Consider the following 19,204-nt stretch of genomic DNA (forward strand, 5'->3'; position numbering starts at 1 on the left):
GAAGAGATTTTCCTCGAAGGAGCGGTCTTGTTCTGTGGAAATAGAAAGGGCCGTCCCCAATGAATGGAACAGCCCCTTCTAGGTTAAAAGTTATATTTGGCGTTACGCTTCCACGGCTTTGGAGAATTCCTCCACCGTGTCACAGGTGCAGACCAGGTTCCGGTCCCCGTAGACGTTGTCCACCCGGCCCACGTACGGCCAGAATTTATGGATGCGCAGGCCGGATACCGGATAGGCCGCCTCACTGCGGGAGTAGGGGTGCCGCCATTCGTCGGCGGAGACCATTTCCGCGGTATGGGGGGAGTTTTTCAGGACGTTGTCTTCCTTGTCCGCCGTGCCGTTGATGACGGCCGTGATCTCCGCATGAATGTGTTCCATGGCTTCGATGAAGCGGTCCAGTTCCTCCTTGGGTTCCGATTCCGTGGGTTCCACCATCAGGGTTCCCGGAACAGGGAAGGACATGGTGGGGCCGTGGAAGCCGTAGTCCATGAGCCGCTTGGCGATGTCATCCACGGTGAGGCCGGCGTCATGGGTGAGCTGGCGCGGATCCAGGATGCATTCATGGGCCACCAGCCCCTTGTTTCCGGAGTAGAGGACCGGGAAGAGGGGGCCGAGTTTTTTAGCGATGTAGTTGGCGTTCAGGATAGCCATTTCCGTGACTTCCTTGAGGCCTTCCGGTCCCATCATGGACAGGTACATCCAGCAGATGGCGGCAATGGAGGCGCTTCCCCATGCTGCGGAGGCCACAGCTCCTTCCTCATGGCCCAGCGTGAGGTGGCCGGGCAGGAAGGGAACGAGGTGTTCCGCCACGCCGATGGGCCCGATGCCGGGACCGCCGCCGCCGTGCGGCATCGCGAAGGTTTTATGCAGGTTCAGGTGGCAGACGTCCGCGCCGATGCAGCCGGGGCAGGTCAGCCCCACCTGGGCGTTCATGTTGGCGCCGTCCATGTACACCTGGCCGCCGTTGGCGTGGACGATGTCGCAGAGTTCCCTGATGGTCTGTTCATACACCCCGTGCGTGGAGGGGTAGGTGACCATGATGCAGGAGAGGTTGTCCCGGTGGGTTTCCGCCTGGGCTTTCAGGTCCTCCATGTCGATGTTGCCGCCTTCGTCACATTTGACGGGCACCACCTTGAGGCCCGCCATGGCGGAGGAAGCGGGGTTCGTTCCATGGGCGGAGGTCGGGATGAGGCAGACGTCGCGGTGGCCTTCCCCGGCGTGCTTCTGGTAGCGGCGGATGGCCAGCAGGCCGGCGTATTCCCCCGCCGCGCCCGCGTTGGGTTGGAGGGAGACGGCGGCAAAGCCCGTGATTTTCGCCAGGCGGTCGGACAGGACGGAGAGCATTTCCCGGATGCCTTCCGACTGGTCCGCCGGAACAAAGGGATGCAGGGAGCTGGTTTCCGGCCACGTGATGGGGATCATCTCGGAAGCGGCGTTCAGCTTCATCGTGCAGGAGCCCAGAGGGATCATGGCTTCGTTCAGGGCCAGGTCCCGTGATTCCAGACGGCGGATGTAGCGCATCATTTCCGTTTCGGAATGGTAGGAGTTGAAGGCCGTTTCCGTGCAGAAGGGCGTCTGGCGCGTATGGACTGGGGCCCAGGCGGGAGTCTCGCAGCAGCAGGGGGCGGAGGTTTCCGCGCCCGCAAGGGCGGAGGCCAGCGCCGCTACGTCTGCGCAGGTAGCGGTTTCATCCAGGGAAATGGTGACGTGGCCGGCATCCACCTTGCGGATGTTGTAACCCGCTTCCAGGGCTTTCCGGACCATGGCGTCCGCCTGGCCGGGGACGGTCAGCAGCAGGGTATCAAAGAAGTCCTTGTTTTCAATGGTGATGCCGGCGTTCGTGAGCGCCTTGTACAGGCTTTTGGTTTTCCGGTGGATTTCCGTGCCGATGCGCTTGAGGCCTTCCTTCCCGTGGTATACGGCGTAGAAAGCGGCCAGCACGGCCAGAAGCACCTGGGCGGTGCAGATGTTGGAGGTGGCCTTGTCGCGGCGGATGTGCTGTTCCCGCGTTTGCAGGGCCAGGCGGTAGGCCGGGCGGCCCTGGGTGTCTATGGACATGCCGATGAGGCGGCCGGGCATGCGGCGCTTCAGGGCGTCCGTGCAGGACATGTAGGCGGCGTGGGGGCCGCCGAAGCCCATCGGAACGCCGAAACGCTGCGTGTTGCCAATGCAGATGTCAGCCCCGAAGGCGCCGGGTTCCCGGATGACGGTGAGGGCCATCAGGTCCGCCGCCACGACGCAGAGCGCGCCCGTGGCATGCACGCGGGAGAAGAAGTCCGTGTAGTCGCAGATGCGGCCGAGCGTGTCCGGATACTGGACGAGCGCCCCGGCTAGATCCGCGCCGACGGAGGCGGGGTCAAAGGAGGTCCAGTCCCCCACCAGGATGTTGACGCCCTGGAAGGCGGCGCGGGTGCGGATGACGCTGATGGTCTGGGGGTGGCAGGTGTCCGCCACAAAGAAGGTGTTTGCCTTGGGGCGCGCGTTCCGGCACATGGTGACGGCTTCCGCGGCGGCGGTGCCTTCATCCAGCAGGGAGGCGTTCGCCACCGGCAGGCCCGTCAGGGAGGAGACCATGGTCTGGAAGTTCATGAGCATTTCCAGGCGTCCCTGGGCGATTTCCGGCTGATAGGGCGTGTAGGCCGTATACCAGCCGGGATTTTCCAGTACGTTGCGCAGGATGACGGAGGGCGTGATGGTGCCGTAGTAGCCCTGGCCGATGAAGGTTTTCAGAAGCTTGTTTTTCCGGAGGATGGAACGGAGTTCCTCCAGGGCTTCCGTTTCCGATTTGGCTGCGGGCAGGTCCAGGGGATCCTGCATCCGGATGTCTGCGGGAACGATGTCCGCAATGAGTTCATCAAGAGTTTGGTAGCCGAGGCTGTCAAGCATCTCCCGGCGTTCTTCCCCCTGGGGGCCGATGTGCCGTCTGGCAAAGTCTGAGTGGGTATTCATGTGGTATCTGGCAGGTAATGGAGCCCGGCCGCGGGGGCCGGGTTAAATTCAAAATGCCCCGGGATGGAATCACCGGGGCGGGGGAGGGAGGAACGGGTCAGGAACAGTATTCCTCGTAGTCCGTGGCGTTCATCATGTCTTCCGTTTCCGTGGGAACGTCCAGGCGGATTTTGTACAGCCAGCCTGCTCCGTAGGGATCGGAGTTGATGAGGGAGGGATCATTGGAAAGTTCTTCATTCACTTCCAGGATTTCACCGGAAACCGGGGTGTACACGTCACTGGCGGCCTTGACGGATTCCACGACGGCGACGGGGTCGCCGGCGGCAACGGTGGCGCCTACTTCGGGAAGGTCTACAAAGACTACATCGGAGAGTTCGGCCTGTGCATGGTCTGAGATGCCGATGGTGCCGATGTCCCCGTCAATTTCAATCCATTCGTGATCCTTGGAATACAGCAGATTTTCTGGTACGTCGTGCATAAGATGTAATTGTTTGAGGTGAGAGTGTAGTAAAATGCAGTGTTTGTCAGTTTATTTTTGCGCCGTAGTGTCAACCTTTCTTATAAAAGGGTTTTTTAACTACCACGGCAGGGAATTTCCTTCCCCTTACGTCAATTTCCAGCTCGGTGCCGACCTTGGCATGGGCGACAGGCAGGTAGGCCAGGGCAATGCCCTTCATCAGTGAAGGAGAGAGCACGCCGCTGGTAAGTTCTCCGATGGCTTCTCCTCCGGGAACGTGAACGGCATAGTGGGCGCGGGGAGGAGCTCCCTTGCCGGTGTATTCAATAGCCACCAGGCGCTGGGTGAGGCCGTTGGCTTTCTGTTCACGAAGAATGTCGGCGCCGGTGAAGTCCGTATCCAGCGCGCAGAAGAAGCCGAGCCCGGCTTCCAGAGGCGTTTTGTCCGGAGCGAGGTCGGAACCGTTCAGAGGATAGCACATTTCCAGGCGCAGGCTGTCGCGCGCGCCCAGGCCGCAGGGCTTGGCGCCTGCGTCAAGGAAGGCTTCAAACCATTTGACGCCTTCCCGGGCCGGACAGAAGAATTCAAAGCCGTCTTCCCCGGTATAGCCGGTGCGGCAGACGAGGAGGTCCGTTCCGTCCACCGTGATGCGGGAGATGCCGTTGCGGGGGGGGAGCTCCACGCCGGGAATGACGCGGGCGAAGATTTCTCCGCATTTGGGGCCCTGGACGGCCAGGCCCACATATTCGTCGGAATGGTTTTCCAGGACCACGTCCGCGGGCTTGTGGGCGGAGAGCCACGCGAAGTCTTCGTCAATCTTGGAGGCGTTCACCACCACGAAGAAGGTTTCCGGCTCCATCCGGTACAGGATGAGGTCATCAATGACTCCGGCCCGGTCATTGAGCATGATGGAGTATTGCCCCTGGCCGATGTCCAGTTTATTGATGTCATTGGTCAGCATGGAGTTCAGCCATGCAGCCGCTGCGGCGCCGGCCACCGTGAACTGGCCCATGTGGGAGATGTCAAAGATGCCGCAGGCTTCGCGCACGGCTTTGTGTTCGTCCAGGATGCCGGTGTACTGCACCGGCATGTTCCAGCCGGCGAAGGGAACCATTCTGGCTCCCAGTTCAACGTGCTTGGCTGCCAAAGGGGTGGATTTGACGTCGGGATCAGTCATGAGGCGATGTGAAGGTTATGAGCAATCTGCTCTCTGCATCAGGAAAAGTCAATGGAATTCCGGTAAAGCTTTGGGCTAAACATTGAAGCGGAATTCGACCACGTCTCCGTCCTTGACGACATATTCCTTTCCTTCAATGCGCAGCTTGCCGTGCTCCCGCGCTCCGGCCTTGCCGCCGCAGGATACCAGGTCGTCGTAATGCACCACTTCCGCAGCGATGAAGCCGCGTTCAAAATCCGTGTGGATGACGCCCGCCGCCTGGGGGGCCTTGGCCCCGGCCGGGATGGTCCAGGCCCGCGTTTCCTTGACTCCTGTGGTGAGGTAGGTGCGCAGGCCCAGAAGGTGGTACACGGCGCGGATGAGGTCGGAAACGCCGGAATCCTGCACGCCCAGGGATTCCAGGAATTCGCGGGCTTCTTCATCCGAAACGTCGATGAGTTCTTCTTCAATCCGGGCGGAGATGACAATGGCCTCCGCGTTGTGGTGTTCCGCCACGTATTTTTTCACCTGGGAGACGTAGGGGTGCGCGTCCGGATTGTTGATGGCGTCCGCCAGTTCGTCTTCATTGACGTTGCAGGCAAAGATGCTTTTTTTGTCCGAAAGGAGCTGGAAGGAATGGAGCAGCTTGCGTTCGTCGTCATCCAGTTGCGATTCAAAGGTGAGGGCCGGATTGCCCTCATTCAGGTGGGGCAGCAGCTTGGTGATGAGGGCCACCTCCGCCTTGGCTTCCTTGTCTCCGCTGCGGGCCTTGCGCTCCCGGGAGGAAAGCCTTTTGTCCATGGTGGCGATGTCCGCCAGAATGAGCTCCGAATTGATGATTTCAATGTCGCGCAGGGGGTCCACGGAACCAAGCTCGTGGATGATGTCGTCATTGTCAAAGCAGCGCACCACCTGCACGATGGCGTCCACTTCACGGATATTCGCCAGGAACTGGTTGCCCAGTCCGGCTCCTTCCGAGGCGCCCTTGACCAGGCCGGCAATGTCCACGAATTCAATGAGCGTGGGGATGATTTTTTCAGAGCCGGACATGTCGGAAAGCACTTGCAGGCGGGAGTCCGGCACCGTGACCATGCCCACGTTCGGATCAATGGTGCAGAAGGGATAATTGGCCGCCTGGGCCTTGCGGGTTCTGGTGACCGCGTTGAAGAGGGTGGACTTGCCGACGTTGGGGAGACCTACAATACCTGCCTGTAACATAGGCAGGACTGATAGCGGCTCACGCCGTGAAAGTCAAATACCAATTGCCGCCGTGCATTTATGCGGCGTCACCCAGGGCCCATTTGAGCAGGTTTTCAGATTCCGCCCAGATGCGGGACGGATGGCAGCCGAGAACGACGACGATGACATGGCGGCCGTTGAAGCCGGCGGAGGAAACCAGGCAGCGGCCGGCGGCGTTCGTGTAGCCGGTTTTCATGCCGGTGACCCACGGGTGCTGGGTGAGCAGCTTGTTGGTGTTTCTCAGCAGAAGCGTCTTGCCGTTGGCGCGGGTGAAGGCGTACTGGCGTTTGCAGATGATGTTGCGCAGTTCCGGATTGCGGTAGACGTAATAGGCGCAGCGGGCCATGTCAATAGCGGTGGAGTACTGGTCCGCGGGGAGACCGTTGGGGTTGACGAAGCGGGAGTTGTACATGCCCATCTGGCGCGCCTTGGCGTTCATCAACTGGGCGAAACGGGGAACGGACCCCGCCGTGTCGCGGGCCAGGGCCACGGCTACGTCATTGAAGCTGCGGATCATCAGGGCATTGAGCAGTTCCCGGCGGGAATAGACTTCTCCGGCGCGGAAGCCCAGCTTGGTGGGATCCGCCTTGGTGTCGGAAGGCTGGATAACCACCTTCCTGTCCAGGCTGCCGTGTTCAAGGACGACCATGGCCGTCACGAGTTTCTGCGTGCTGGCTACTTGGCGGTGCTGGAGTCCGTTGTGGGAGAAAAGCACTTTTCCGGTGAGGGCGTCCATGACGCAGGCGCTGGCACAGCGGGGCGTGCGGGGGGCGCTCGGCGGAATGGCTACCGGACGCGTGGGAAAGTTGGCGGGGCGGGGAAGGGCGTTGGCTACCGGCTGGGAAAGCTGCGGGGGAACGGGCGTTGCCAGGGGGATGTAATCACTTGAATCCCCATACGATTGGCAGCTCGTGGAGCTCAGGCAAAGGGTGAATCCTGCGAGAAGGGCGAACAAACGCATGTCTTGTTGCTACAGTAAGAAGTTTCATTCATCAAGCCCAAACTCCGCATTTGAAAGGGAGTTGGACAAAAAAAGGCCGCGGGTTGTTTGATCCGCGGCCTTTTCTCTCTATTAACTACCTATGGAACCAAAAACCACCCTGGACGGATTTTGAGTTACTTTTCCCACCCGTCGGATAGATCTTGTGAAGGGTGAGACTTTATCCCGCAAAAAGATGTTCAAAATATGTCCGTAAACGGTTATTTTTTTAAGAAATATTTCTGCATGTTTTTATGTTTGCATTAATATAAACACGTTATGGGGTTTTGGCCCTGCATGTACTGTCTGTTGCAGGCATGAGAGTTCTTCCGCAGGCCTTGAAGCGCGAGGGATCTTCCCTTGTTGACATATTTAATTTCTGGAATAATAACTGTTAGGAGGTAGCTTGACGGCTGTTTTAGATGTTTGAGGGTATTTGTTTTGCATCATGAGAAGAAAGTTTTTTTTGCCGGAAGCAGCCCGGAAGCAAAGAAAAAAGTCATTGCGGAGCATAGACGATTATGGTTCCTTACCATAAATTTGAATCATCATGAAAGTTTCCGTCCTGTTTTTGTCACTGGTAGCCTCCTGCATGGCCTGCGCCGAAGTTCTTCCGTTCAAGACGCCCTCTTTTGATACCAAGAGATGCGCTGACAGCGCCAAGTCCTCCGTGTCCATGGAGCAGAAGGAAACGTGCGTTGAAGTGAAGCTGCTGGACGGGGAGAACAGCATGGAGGCAATGATTCCCTTCCGGGACAAGAACGATTACAGTAACCTGGCCGTTTTTGAAAAGGCATTTGCCAAGGAGAATATTTCAAAGAAGCTTGATATTTTGAAGAAGGTGGAACCGAGGCTGGTCAAGACCATTATCCGGGGCAAGGAGGTGAAATGCCCGGTGGTGCCGCTCGTTTCTCCGATCAAGGGAGAGGACGGCTTGATGCTGGCGCTTTTCCTGGCGTCCTATGAAAAGATAGATTTCAAGGCCCAGCAGGAAGGCCGCTTTCAGAAGAAAAGAAACCCGGACGACATCAAGTTTGTATATGGAGTGATTTTTGAAGTTTCCGATCCCGTGTCCAAGAAGAAGCTGGCCGCCCCAGTCAAGTGGGAGCAGGCGGAGACGATTTCCGCCTGGATTGATGCCGTGCGCAAGGAGGTTAAGCAGTAGGAGCTTTTTCTGTTCCTTTAACCGGGCTGACGCGGGCTGCCGCCGTCCGGGGGCGCCCTGCCTGCTGTTGAGACATTTCCGGAAAGGGAGGAGAACTGTTTAGTGTCCCTTGTGGTTGATGGAAAAGTATCCGCCTGCATCCGGCGTGATTTGCCCTGCAATTTGCATTCTGGACAGAAGCGGCGTAATGGCGCATGCCGGTTTCCCCAGTGAGGCGCAGAGGGTGTCAATGGTATTGAAGCCCATCCTGACGGCATGGAGGATTTCCTTTTCCTCCGCAGTGGGAGGCAGCGGAGGTGCAGCGGCGGAAAGGGAGGATGGGGAAAAAAGGGGCAGACCCTGTTCCGGGGCGGTCCATTTCATGTCATGCAGGATGTCGGAGGCTCCGGCGGCCAGCGTGGCTCCGTCCCGGATGAGGGCGTGGCAGCCGTCGGAGGAATGCCGGTCAACCGGGCCGGGAATGCAGAAGACCTCCCGTCCCTGTTCCCCTGCCGTCCGCGCCGTGATCAGGGCTCCGCTGCGTCCGGAGGCTTCCACCACCAGCGTCGCGCGGCTCCAGCCGCTCACGATGCGGTTGCGCATGGGAAAGGTGGTGCGGGAGGGGGGCAGCTCCATCGGGAATTCGGAGACTACCGCTCCATGGCCGTCCGCAATGCGCTGCGCCAGGTTTCTGTTTTCCCATGGATACAGCTTGCTGAGGCCCGCTCCGATGACGGCGACGGTGCGTCCCCCCGCATCCAGGGCTCCCGTATGGGCCTCCGTATCCACGCCGCGCGCCAGTCCGGAAATGACGGTTACCCCGGCCTCCGCCAGGTCATGAGAGACGGTTCTGGCGCATAGCCTGCCGTAGTGGGTGGCCATGCGTGAACCGACGACGGCGATGGAGCGTTCGGAATCCCCCGCGGTCCAGGATCCCCAGGAATAAAGGACGATGGGCGCGTCCGTCAGCTCGCGCAGGGCGGCGGGATAGGAGGCGTCAAAGACCGTGGTGACCGTGGCCCCCGCCTTATCCGCCAGTTCCAGCTCCCGGTACGGATTGACGATGCTCCGCCAGGATGAGATGTGGCGAGCCAGCTGTGCCCCGATGCCGGGAATATCCATCAGCATGGAGGCCGGAGCTTCCAGAACCAGTTCCGGAGAGGCGAATACCTGCATGAGGCGCATGACCCTGACAGGGCCCAGCCCCGGTATCAGGTTCAGGGTTATGGCGGCTTCCCGGGGCGTCATGAATAAGGGGTCAGTTCCTGGTAAACGTCCAGATGGGCCTGAATCATATCCTCCATCTTGTAAGGGGAGGGTATGTGACGGGGCAGGGGAGGGGGCTGGGCGTACCAGCGGGAAAGCAGGGCAGCCATGGAGGAAGCGTCCCCCACGGCGATGTTTCCTTCCGGCAGGAAGGCGTCCAGTTGTTCCTTGACTCCGCCGTGGGCGTACCCGGCAACGGGTCTGCCCAGGGCGAGCGCCTCAAGGGTTGATTTGCCGAAGGCCTCCGGGCTTTTGGTCAGGGAAAGAGTGACGGAACAAGTGGAAATGATGTCCCGCAGGTCCTGGCGGTGGCCGGTCCAGGTGAAGGCGTGGGAGACGCCGGCCCGCTCAATTTCCCGGAGGACTTCGTTTTTATATTCTTCCTTTCCCTTTTTGGTCTCTCCCACGATGACGGCGTGGGCCGGAATTCCCCGTTCCAGAAGCTGTCTTACAATGGGAATCAGGTCCAGCTGCCCTTTCAGGCGCGTGATGCGGCCTGGCAGGCACAGGGTGAATTTTCCCTTGAGCTCGGGATAGGACATATGCCAGCCCGTGAGCCATTCCCGGGAAGGGGAGTAGTCCGGGTGGTGCTGGTCTGGGGAAATGGCATTGGGAATGATTCTGATATGGTCCTCGGGAGTGGACGGATAATGGGTGAGGATGTAGTCCCGGATGCAGTTGGAAACGGCAATCACCCCTTCCCCCCGGCTCATGATGGCGGAGTACCGGTTGACGGAGTAGAAGCCGTGCACGCTGGTGACGAGGCCGGGTCTGTCTTCCGGCGGCAGTTTTTTCCATGCCAGGTAGCCTACCCAGGCGGGAACGCGGGAATGAAGATGCAGGATGTCCGGCCTGACGGCCTGGAGCAAGGCGCGGAGGGCGCCGATGCGGAAGAAGGTGGCGAGGCTTTTTTTGCCGATCGGCATCAGGATGTGGCGGGAGCCTTCCTTTTCCAGCCGGGGAACCAGGCGTCCGCCGCCGGAGACGACGATGTTTTCCACGCCCCGGGCGGAAAGGCCGCTGCCCAGTTCCATGACGACTTGTTCCACGCCTCCGGATTCCATGGAGGGGACGAGATGTACTATTTTCATAAGGCGTGGAGTTGGGGAAAGAATCTGGTGAGGATGTAGTCTGCGGCGCGGTCCGCCTCCAGAAGGGGGGCTCCGGGCGCTGCCAGGCGGAAGCCCTGCTTTTTCCAGTCCCGGTATCCGGTGACCAAGCCTTCCTTTTCCAGCATTTCCAGGCCGGACAGGATGCGGGATTTACGGTTGCCGTGGCGGCGGGGGACAGCCAGGACGCCTACGGGCGCGCCCGCGCCCAGCGCTTCATATACCATGGAGACGCTGTCCTGGCTGACCCAGGTGGCGGAGGCGTGCGCCAGATGCCGCGCTACCCACCCCGGCTGCGTTTCCTCCACTGGAACGACGGTGATCTCCGGAACGGCCGTCTGGATTTTCTCTGCAAAGCCCGTCGGCGTCCGGCGCGAGGTGGTCAGCACGATGTTGCCGGGGGTGTTGATGCTGATGTCCGAGAGCTGGTTGAGCATGGCTTCGTCATCCCAGTCAAAATCCTTGCTGGGACCTCCGATGAGGATCAGGGTGATGTCCTTCGGGATGGAGGGATCAGGCCTCATGGGGTGAAGCGCTCCATGGGTGGGAAAGATGCCCGTATCCGTATAGTCGCGCCCGGGGCGCAAGTCATGGCGGGGAATGAGGCAGAGGTCAAAAAAGGTGCAGGGAAGCGTGGGCTTCATGCAGAGGACAGCCCGGGTCTTGAAATGATGGCGGGCGCAGATGAGCGGGATGTGCGTGGCGTGTCCGGCGGAGATGAACAGGTCCGGCTGCGGCGTGTCGCTGCCGGAGACGACCTTCCGGATTTTCCCCAGAAGGGAAAGTCCCTGCAGGTCCACCGTTTCCACGGCCCCCCCTGCTTTGGCAATCAGAGCCTGCGCCAGTCCCAGGGACTGGTTGAGATGGCCCTGTTTCCCATCGCTCAGAATCCGGATGTTCATATAGGTCTATTATGAAGCGGCGGCAGGGTGCAGGCAATCCAATTTCCACCGGATTGAAGAAAATTCTTGGTGGAAGGGGCGCTCTTGTCCATGATGCGGGCGTGCTGACGCCGGATCCCGCTGTTATTAAAGATTCCCTGTGCGCCGTGTCCCGGCAGCTTGGGTTTTCCGGCTGCCGGGTGGCCCGTGCGGGAAGGAGCCCGCATGCGGAAAAATTGTTCCAATGGCTGGAACGGGGCTGGCACGCCGGGATGGAATGGATGGCGCGTTCTCCGGAGCGGAGGGCGGACCCTGCGGAGGTGCTTTCCGGCTGCCGTTCCGTCATCTGCCTGTCCTATGACTATGACAGCCCCGCCATGCGTCCGGAGGGGGAGGGAAGCATCTGCCTTTACGCCCACGGAAGGGACTACCACGGAATTCTGGAAGAGAAGCTGGCGGATTTGCAGGAACTGCTTTCCATTTACGGTGGCGAGCAAAAGGGATATGTGGACGCCGGACCCGTCATGGAACGGGACCACGCGGAAGCGTGCGGCCTGGGATGGCGCGGAAGAAGCGGCCTGATCGTTCGCAGGAAGGGAGGCTCGCGCTTTTTCATCGCCACCCTGCTGACCACGCTGGAGCTGGAGCCGGACACTCCGGTCTCCCACGGGTGCGGAAGCTGCCGGCGCTGTGCGGACCTGTGCCCGACGGGCGCAATCATGGAAAACGGCCAGGTGGATGCCGGACGCTGCCTTTCCTACTGGACGATTGAACACCGGGGATCCATTCCGGAGGAAATACGCCCCCTGGTAGGGACACGGCTGTACGGGTGCGACACCTGCGTGACGGTCTGCCCCTGGAACGGGAAGCCCCTGCCGGAGGCGGATGAGCGGTTCCGCATGTCCCGCCTGCTGGCCTCCATTCCGCTGCGCGATCTGCTTGCCCTGGATGCCGGCGGCTTTGCGGACCTGTTCCGGAATTCCCCCCTGAAAAGAATCAAGAGGGAGGGGCTGCTGCGCAACGGCTGCATTGTGCTGGGGAATGCGGGAACTCCGGATGACATTGATTTTCTGAAGGCGCTTTCCGGGGAGTCCCCCCTCGTGGCGGAGCATGCTTCCTGGGCGGTGGAACGCATCCTGCGCCGCCACGGGCGGCATGCATGTTCAAGCGGCGCAAGAGATTAAAAATAGAAAAAATGACGTTTTGCTCTTGTCAAAACCTCAATTTATGGTATCCATCTTGCCCCAAGCAATAGCTCTGCGCGAGGCAGAGAAAAATAACAGCTAGCAAATCCAATCCATTATGGCACGCCTTTTCGGTACAGAAATACCCAACGAGAAGCGCATCGAGGCTTCCCTTCCGTATATTTACGGAATCGGGCACTCGACTTCTAAGAGAATCCTGGAACAAGCAGGCATCAATCCCGACATCCGTACGGGACAGCTTACCGACGAACAACTCACGAAGATTGTTCAAGTGATCACCACTGACGGAATCCTGATTGAAGGTGACCTTCGTCGTGAAAAGCAATCCATTCTCAAGCGTCTGACCTCCATCAACTGCTATCGCGGTCAGCGCCACCGCCGCGGCCTTCCGGTCCGTGGCCAGCGTACCCGCACGAATGCCCGCACCCGTAAAGGCAAGAAGAAGACCGTTGGCGCGCAGGCCAAGAAGAAGTAATCCGGCAACCTGAATTTTACTATATAGCTTTACTATGGCTAGCGAAGAAATCACCAACGAAACCGCCAAAAAGCCCGTGGAAGCGGCAGCTCCCGCTCCCGCTGCTGAAACTCCGGCCGCCGCTGTTTCCGCTCCTGAAGAAGTCAAGAAGCCCGAACCCCGCAAGGACATTTTTGCGGAACTCGGTCTGGGCGGCGATGATGACAAGCCCAAAATCCTGAAGGCCAAGGGCAGCAAGAACGTTTCCTCCGGCGTGGTTCATGTTTCCTCCACGTTCAACAACACCGTCGTGACCGTCACCGACCAGCGCGGCAACGTGATCGGCTGGTCCTCCGCCGGCAAGATGGGCTTCAAGGGCTCCCGCAAGAGCACGGCTTACGCCGGCCAGGTGGTTTGCCAGGACGCCTGCCGCCAGGCCATGGGCCACGGTCTGCGTGAAGTGGAAGTGCGTGTGAAGGGACCGGGTTCCGGTCGTGAATCCGCCGTGCGTGCCGTGCAGACGATCGGTATTGAAATCACCTCCATCAAGGACGTGACCCCCATTCCCCACAACGGCTGCCGTCCCCCGAAGGCCCGCCGCGTCTAATTGAATCCTTTTACCTATAGATCAAATATATCATGGCTCGTTATACCGGTCCCCGCGATAAAGTGTCCCGCCGTTTTGGCGTTGCTCTTTTCGGTTCCACCAAGGCTCTTGAAAAGCGCCCCTTCCCCCCCGGCCAGCATGGCATGCGCGCCGGCCGCAAGAAGAAGTCCGACTACGGCGTGATGCTTGCTGAAAAGCAGAAGCTGCGTTTCCAATACGGTGTGCTTGAAGGCCAGTTCCGCAAGTATTATGCAGAAGCCGCCCGCCGCCGCGGCATTACCGGCGACATCCTGCTTCAGCTCCTTGAACTCCGTCTGGACAATGTTGTGTACCGTCTCGGTTTCAGCAACACCCGCGCCGGCGCCCGTCAGCTCGTTTCCCACGGCCATATCACCGTGAACGGCAAAAAGACGAACGTTGCGTCCTACTCCTGCCGCCCTGGCGATGTGATCGCCGTCGGTGGAAAGGCCTCCTCCCAGCAGCTGGCTACCCGTTTCCTTGACCTGACCCAGGCCACTGTGGTTCCGGATTGGCTGGAATGCGACCGTGACAAGCTCACGGGCAAGATTGCTCGCGTACCTTCCAAGGAAGAGATTGCTCCCATCGTCAATGAGCAGCTCATCGTGGAATTCTACTCCCGTTAATCTTATTTCCTTCTGGATTTGCTTCAAAACCCCGGTTGCCTTTTGGCGGCCGGGGTTTTGGGCGTTTAAGGGAAGAGGATGGAGAGTTGAGGGTTGAGAGTTGAGGGTTGAGAGTTGAGGGTTGAGAGTATAGGATGGGGGTATGACGGATGATTTGAGCGAAAGGGGAGTGGCCCTTTTTGATATGGACGGAACATTGCTGCCCTGGGATACGCAATACGTTTTTTCCTGTTTCGTGCTGAGGCTCCATCCATGGCGGCGCCTGCTGGTGCTTCTTTTCCTGGCCTGCATTCCTCTTTATGTTCTGAGGATATGGGATGAAAACCGGATGAAGAGGGCCTATCTCATTTATTTGTGGGGACTCCCCGCAGAAACGGTGCGGGAGTATGGAAGGAAATTCGGCTCTCTGGCACAGGAATGGATTTATCCGGAACTGAAGGAACGGCTGGAGGAACACCGGAAGAAGGGGGATCTGTGCCTCATGGTTTCCGCCTCCCCAACCTTTTACGCGGAACCTCTGGGTGAGCTGCTGGGATTTGACGGCGTTCTGGGAACGGACGTGCTTCTGGACGGCCGCATGCCGGCGATGCCGGAATTGCCGAACGGCAACAACAAGGGACAGATAAAGGTGGAGCGCCTGCGCGAGCGGAAGGTGCTGCCGGAGCACGGCGTTCTGGATAACGCCGCCGCCTACAGCGACAGTGGCGCGGATATGCCCATGCTGCTTTCCTGCGGACAAAGGGTCCTGGTGAATCCTTCTCCTTCCCTGAAGGAAGACGAACGCCTGGCCGGGGCGGAATGCCTGTATCCTGCCCGGCCATGGAGAGGAAAGCTTGGCAAGATCTGGAAGATTGCTCTTTTTGTCATGGGGATGGTAAATATAAATGTTAGAAAATCAATGATTAGCTAACTGTGGGGGAGAAAAGGCTTTACATTTGTGACGGAAATGTTTCACTTTCCTTAACAAGGGGGAAAAGATACTTTTCTTTCCTTGTTAGCAAATCAACAATTAATACCCTAACCAAGTAATAGTCATGCAAACCAAGAACATCATCAGTGTTGCGGCAGCTGTGGCATCCTTTGCCGGCGCTGCTCTTGCGGGCACTCCCGTCAAGATTGTTGCTCCGACTCCGGTTCCCACTCCCGTGGCGACTGTCAGCCCGCTGTCCGGCGATATCTACGCCGGTTATGCCTCCAATTACACCAGCCGCGGCATCGTGGCTTCCCACGCCTTGGTGGGAGGGGATAGCGTTATCCCTGCCGGTGTAAATCTGAATTACAAGCTGAGCGACGCCAACTCCATTGTGGGTGCCGCTTCCTACACCTCCCTGACCTCCGGTCACGAGCTGCTTGGCATGAAAGATATTGCTTTCCACAATGAAACCAATTTCAACCTTGGCTGGAAGAACCAGGACGGTTTGCTGAAGAACCTGTCCACCACCCTCGGCTGGAATCTGATTCATGGCGGTCTGCTCGGCAACTTTGCCAAGTATGATTACAGCAACCTCCTTGCAAACGGCGTCGTTGGCCAGCGTCATGCCCACTCCGTGGCTCAGGAATTCTATCTGAACCTGAACTATGACCTGTGCAGCAACTGGTTCGCCGGTGTGACCACTAGCTATGGCTTCCAGGGAATGACCGGATGGTGGTTCCAGCCGTATGTGGGCTGGAAGGCTTCCATCTGCCCCGCCACGGACATCGTGATCACGGGCGGCATGTCTGCCACTGCCGGCTACTTCGACAGCAAGTCCGCTTTCATGTCCAACGGCGCGCAAGCTTGGTGGGTGAAGGCTGAACTGCCTGTCAAGCTGGGCGTGAAGAATCTGGCCGTGGTTCCCTTCGTCAGCTTCAACTGGGCCGGCAACGGCGCCTTGAAGGCTAACAAGGGCGTGGACGCAGGTTCCAAGCCTTACAAGAACTTCGGCGTGGTGGCTGGCGCCAACCTCGTCTATTCCTTCTAAGCCGTCCGGCTTACGATTGAATCATGTTTCAAGAGCGGCGGAGCAATCCGCCGCTCTTTTTCTTTCATGTTCCGGATGGAGGAAGGAGAAATTGCCGATTAAGGCGGGGACTAAGATCCGGCCATTGTTCCTGTTCCGGCCGGTGATGGCTTAGGAAAAGCCGTCACGGATATGGCTGCTGCTGCACTGGCTGGAAAATTTGGGGCAGCGGCAGGGCGGATTTTTTTATTCCTTGCAGGATGAGCGGCTTGCGGAGGAATTGACTTTCCGGGGTAAAGGAGAATTGCTCCGCTCCTTTTTTGCTTGTTGCCAGAGGCAGTATTTTTATTCAGAATGCCGCGGAACAGGAGTTCCAAGTTTATGAGTTTTTCCTTTTTTTCTGCTCTTGGGGCGGTTCTGGCCGTTTCCATTTCAATTTCCCTGGCGGAGTCACGCATTCCGGATGTTCCTTCCGATCCGCCTCTGAGACCCGTGAGCGGCAGCTTGAAGGCGGGCTATTCCACGAATTACGAATTCCGCGGCCTGATTCCCGGCGGCTGTAATCCCACGGCCCCCTTGCGTCTGGACTGGAGAAGCGACCTGAATGACCGGTATTCCCTGATTCTGGCGTTGAAGGAGGAAATTTTCCTGGGGCATCCGGCGGTTGACTTGGAGAATGAGACAATGGCTGATCTTGGGCTTCAAAGGAAGTTCGGGAAGGCCACTTACGCCGCATTATCCTTCCGTGCGAATGACGGCGGTTTGGCGGGGTTTGCCTCCGAACATTTGTTCGGCAACGGTGGGACAACGTATGAAACGGCGCTGATTCTGCGCCATGATCTGGGCTTCCTGCCCGGTTTTTATGCGCAGGGAAGCGCCGCTTATTCCTTTTACGGCATTACGGGCTGGTGGTTTGACATGTGCACCGGGTCGGATTTCCGGATGACGGAAAACCTTTACATGGGTTTCAAGTTCGGCGCGGTGCTGAGTTCCTCCTACTGGCCTTCCGGCAGCAACGGTTGGCAGTCCCTGTACGTCAGGGTGACGGCGAATTACCGTTTGTTCGGGAATATTTTTGTGGAGCCGTTTGTGGGGCTGCACTGGCTCGGCAAGGGAGCCCACGGAGTGAACCGGGTGTATGGGAGAACGCTGGTGAAGGGCAATAGCTGGGTGACGGGCGTCAGCCTGGTTTATAGCTTCTGACCAGTTGGAGGTGTTTCCCCCTCCTGCGGGAAGAGGTCCGCACGCATGCGGATCATGTCAATGCACTGCACGCCGTTGTCCCAGACGGGTTCCGGGTAGTTGTCCGTAAAGTGGTTTTTGACGACGCCTGAAATCCGGAAGCCACAGCTTTCATACAGGGCCATTGGGCCCGGGGAGGCATCGCACGTTCCCAGTTCCGCATATCTTGCCCCCTTGTTCCTGATGATGTGCAGGGCGTGCAGCACCAGAGCGGTTCCGCAACCGTGCCTTCTGTATTCAGGGGCTACGGAACAGTTCATGATTTCCCATGTGTCTTCCCCCGTTTGCCGGATGACGATAGCTCCGGCGGCAGCTCCGCGGCTCCGTGCGACGTAAAGTTCGCCGTGGGCCAGATGGTCCGCTACCTGCCGTTCGTCCGGATCGGCATCCAGCAGAAGTTCCCTGAGGGGAGGGGGCGGAGGCCACACGGCTGTTTCCTGCGCCACATGGAAGGCAGGGGCCATCATTCCGCGCGCATGAAGATGATGGAGTCCGCCAGCAGTTCCCCTTGCAGGCTGTCCCCCTGGATGACGACGGGCTGGCCGGAGGTGATAAGCCCTTTTTCCTTCAGCAGGTTCAGAGCGGTGGAGATCATGCGGGCCGGGTCTTTCAGGAAGGGGGATTCAAAGGCGGTCACGTCGCGTGCCAGCGCGAGCTGCCGGACGACAACGGGGTCATTGCTGAAGGCGAAGATGGGGGCCCGTTCCGGCCTGAGGACGGCTGCCTGCGTGGCGGCCAGGCCGCGGCGGGTGAAGATGACCATGCAGGCGTTTTCCACGGAGTCCGCCAGGGAGATGGCTGCCTTGGTGGCCTTCTGCCTGTCTCCGTTCAGGATGGCGGAGGCGGCAAAGTTAAGGTTGCCGGAGCGCTCCATGCGGTGCGCGATGGAGTCCAGGACCTCCACGCAGCGCACGGGATAATGGCCTACGGAGGTTTCTCCGGAGAGCATGACGGCGTCCGCCTGTTCAAAGATGGCGTTGGAAACGTCCGTGACTTCCGCACGGGTGGGGGTGGGCTGCGTGATCATGGATTCCAGCATGTGCGTGGCGACGATGCAGCGGCGCCCCAGCCTGTGGCAGTGGCGAATAATGCGGCGCTGGATGATGGGAAGTTCCTCAATGCTGACTTCAATGCCCAGATCGCCGCGCGCGACCATGATGACGTCTGCAGCCAGGATGATGTCGTCAATGTGGCGGATGGCCTGCTGGTCCTCGATTTTGGCGACAATCTGGGCCCTTCCTCCAAGGTTGTCGATATGCTCCCGGAGCTGGGCAATGTGGGCGGCGTCCCGGACGAAGGACATGGCTACGTAGTCCGTCTCGCATTCCACGGCTACGGCCAGGTCCGCCAGGTCTTTTTCCGTCAGGGCGGGGAGCCGCAGGGCCACGCCGGGGAGGTTGATGTGGCGGCGGGAGCCGAATACTCCTTCCGTGAGCACCTTGCAGATGAGCCTGTCCGGGCGCACTTCCTCAATGCGCATGAGAATGCCTCCGTTGTCCACCACCATCGTATGGCCTACCTGGACGTCCTGCAGGAGCCCGTCATAGTTCACCGTGGTGGAGAAGGGGAGTTCCGGCTTGGCCGTGCTCAGGCGGATTTCCAGCGTGTCCCCTTTTTTCAGATGGTAGGGTTCGGGCAGGTCCCCGGTGCGGATGGACGGCCCCTGGAGGTCAAAGAGAATGGCTATGTTCGCCTGCAGCTCTGCGGCTTTCCGGCGGATGCGGAAGACGACTTCCCGGACCCAGTCGTGTTTGGAGTGGCTCATGTTGAGCCGGAAAACGTTGGCTCCGGCTTCAATAAGCTGGCCCAGCATGTCGGAAGTGTCTGTTGCTGGTCCAATGGTGCAGATGATTTTGGTGGCGCGGGGCCGGGAAGGTGTGCTCATGGTCTTTGTCAGTGCCCATACTGTATCTTACGGGACGTTCAAATGAA

The 19,204-nt window shown here is 59.1% G+C and carries 19 protein-coding genes; 8 read left to right on the forward strand and 11 right to left on the reverse strand.

Annotation, left to right across the window (positions count from 1 at the left end; genetic code table 11):
• Positions 1-102 precede the first annotated feature (102 nt).
• From gcvP to M8N44_RS12530, 5 genes are all read right to left on the reverse strand, one after another.
• Positions 103-2,949, reverse strand: a complete 2,847-nt coding sequence (gene gcvP / locus M8N44_RS12510; RefSeq protein WP_102728719.1) for an aminomethyl-transferring glycine dehydrogenase — start codon at positions 2,947-2,949, stop codon at positions 103-105.
• 97 nt (positions 2,950-3,046) lie between these two features.
• On the reverse strand, positions 3,047-3,427 hold the full coding sequence (gene gcvH / locus M8N44_RS12515; protein ID WP_012419500.1) for a glycine cleavage system protein GcvH: 381 nt from the start codon (positions 3,425-3,427) through the stop codon (positions 3,047-3,049).
• 70 nt (positions 3,428-3,497) lie between these two features.
• Positions 3,498-4,583: a glycine cleavage system aminomethyltransferase GcvT gene (gcvT, locus tag M8N44_RS12520; RefSeq protein WP_102726640.1), complete on the reverse strand. Its 1,086-nt coding sequence runs from the start codon at positions 4,581-4,583 to the stop codon at positions 3,498-3,500.
• 75 nt (positions 4,584-4,658) lie between these two features.
• Positions 4,659-5,780: a redox-regulated ATPase YchF gene (gene ychF / locus M8N44_RS12525; RefSeq protein ID WP_022396500.1), complete on the reverse strand. Its 1,122-nt coding sequence runs from the start codon at positions 5,778-5,780 to the stop codon at positions 4,659-4,661.
• Between the two features lie 58 nt (positions 5,781-5,838).
• Positions 5,839-6,762 (reverse strand): D-alanyl-D-alanine carboxypeptidase family protein, encoded by a 924-nt coding sequence (locus tag M8N44_RS12530; protein ID WP_022396501.1) that lies wholly within the window; start codon positions 6,760-6,762, stop codon positions 5,839-5,841.
• A gap of 568 nt (positions 6,763-7,330) precedes the next feature.
• Between M8N44_RS12530 and M8N44_RS12535 the strand changes: the two genes are divergently transcribed.
• The gene (locus M8N44_RS12535) at positions 7,331-7,945 is read left to right on the forward strand and encodes a hypothetical protein (protein ID WP_022396502.1); all 615 of its coding nucleotides are present in this window, start codon (positions 7,331-7,333) and stop codon (positions 7,943-7,945) included.
• A gap of 99 nt (positions 7,946-8,044) precedes the next feature.
• Here the strand turns inward: M8N44_RS12535 and dprA are convergent, their stop codons facing one another.
• The 3 genes from dprA to M8N44_RS12550 are packed head-to-tail and all read right to left on the reverse strand — an operon-like array spanning position 8,045 to position 11,201.
• Positions 8,045-9,172 (reverse strand): DNA-processing protein DprA, encoded by a 1,128-nt coding sequence (dprA, locus tag M8N44_RS12540; RefSeq protein ID WP_022396503.1) that lies wholly within the window; start codon positions 9,170-9,172, stop codon positions 8,045-8,047.
• Positions 9,169-10,281, reverse strand: coding sequence for a glycosyltransferase family 4 protein (locus M8N44_RS12545; protein WP_102728718.1), 1,113 nt, complete (start codon positions 10,279-10,281; stop codon positions 9,169-9,171). Before M8N44_RS12545 ends, dprA begins: the two co-directional genes overlap by 4 nt.
• Entirely contained in the window at positions 10,278-11,201 is a 924-nt protein-coding gene (locus M8N44_RS12550; protein ID WP_022396506.1) for a mitochondrial fission ELM1 family protein, read from the reverse strand. Before M8N44_RS12550 ends, M8N44_RS12545 begins: the two co-directional genes overlap by 4 nt.
• A gap of 53 nt (positions 11,202-11,254) precedes the next feature.
• Between M8N44_RS12550 and queG the strand changes: the two genes are divergently transcribed.
• From queG to M8N44_RS12580, 6 genes are all read left to right on the forward strand, one after another.
• Positions 11,255-12,364, forward strand: coding sequence for a tRNA epoxyqueuosine(34) reductase QueG (queG, locus tag M8N44_RS12555; RefSeq protein ID WP_180971603.1), 1,110 nt, complete (start codon positions 11,255-11,257; stop codon positions 12,362-12,364).
• Between the two features lie 118 nt (positions 12,365-12,482).
• The gene (rpsM, locus tag M8N44_RS12560) at positions 12,483-12,860 is read left to right on the forward strand and encodes a 30S ribosomal protein S13 (protein WP_022396508.1); all 378 of its coding nucleotides are present in this window, start codon (positions 12,483-12,485) and stop codon (positions 12,858-12,860) included.
• A 34-nt stretch (positions 12,861-12,894) separates the two neighbouring features.
• Positions 12,895-13,446, forward strand: a complete 552-nt coding sequence (rpsK, locus tag M8N44_RS12565) for a 30S ribosomal protein S11 (protein ID WP_102728716.1) — start codon at positions 12,895-12,897, stop codon at positions 13,444-13,446.
• Between the two features lie 32 nt (positions 13,447-13,478).
• A complete protein-coding gene (rpsD, locus tag M8N44_RS12570; protein WP_022396510.1) occupies positions 13,479-14,090 on the forward strand; it encodes a 30S ribosomal protein S4 in 612 nt (203 codons plus the stop codon).
• Positions 14,091-14,232: 142 nt separating this feature from the next.
• Entirely contained in the window at positions 14,233-15,000 is a 768-nt protein-coding gene (locus M8N44_RS12575; protein WP_102728715.1) for an HAD family hydrolase, read from the forward strand.
• A gap of 124 nt (positions 15,001-15,124) precedes the next feature.
• Positions 15,125-16,051 carry a hypothetical protein gene (locus M8N44_RS12580; RefSeq protein WP_022396512.1) on the forward strand — a complete coding sequence of 309 codons (927 nt, stop codon included), beginning with the start codon at positions 15,125-15,127 and terminating at the stop codon, positions 16,049-16,051.
• Positions 16,052-16,161: 110 nt separating this feature from the next.
• Here M8N44_RS12580 and M8N44_RS12585 read toward each other — a convergent pair whose 3' ends face one another.
• Positions 16,162-16,488: a hypothetical protein gene (locus M8N44_RS12585; RefSeq protein ID WP_146020102.1), complete on the reverse strand. Its 327-nt coding sequence runs from the start codon at positions 16,486-16,488 to the stop codon at positions 16,162-16,164.
• A 34-nt stretch (positions 16,489-16,522) separates the two neighbouring features.
• Between M8N44_RS12585 and M8N44_RS12590 the strand changes: the two genes are divergently transcribed.
• Positions 16,523-17,233 (forward strand): hypothetical protein, encoded by a 711-nt coding sequence (locus tag M8N44_RS12590; RefSeq protein WP_146021154.1) that lies wholly within the window; start codon positions 16,523-16,525, stop codon positions 17,231-17,233.
• Here M8N44_RS12590 and M8N44_RS12595 read toward each other — a convergent pair.
• Together M8N44_RS12595 and pyk are read right to left on the reverse strand one after the other, a co-directional pair.
• Positions 17,221-17,739, reverse strand: a complete 519-nt coding sequence (locus tag M8N44_RS12595; RefSeq protein WP_022396514.1) for a GNAT family N-acetyltransferase — start codon at positions 17,737-17,739, stop codon at positions 17,221-17,223. The two genes, M8N44_RS12590 and M8N44_RS12595, sit on opposite strands and share 13 nt — an antisense overlap.
• A complete protein-coding gene (gene pyk, locus M8N44_RS12600) occupies positions 17,736-19,157 on the reverse strand; it encodes a pyruvate kinase (protein ID WP_022396515.1) in 1,422 nt (473 codons plus the stop codon). The genes M8N44_RS12595 and pyk overlap by 4 nt, the downstream gene beginning before the upstream one ends.
• Between the last annotated feature and the right edge of the window lie 47 nt (positions 19,158-19,204).

It is taken from the genome of Akkermansia massiliensis (genome assembly GCF_023516715.1).
Classification (GTDB): Bacteria; Verrucomicrobiota; Verrucomicrobiia; order Verrucomicrobiales; family Akkermansiaceae; genus Akkermansia; species Akkermansia massiliensis.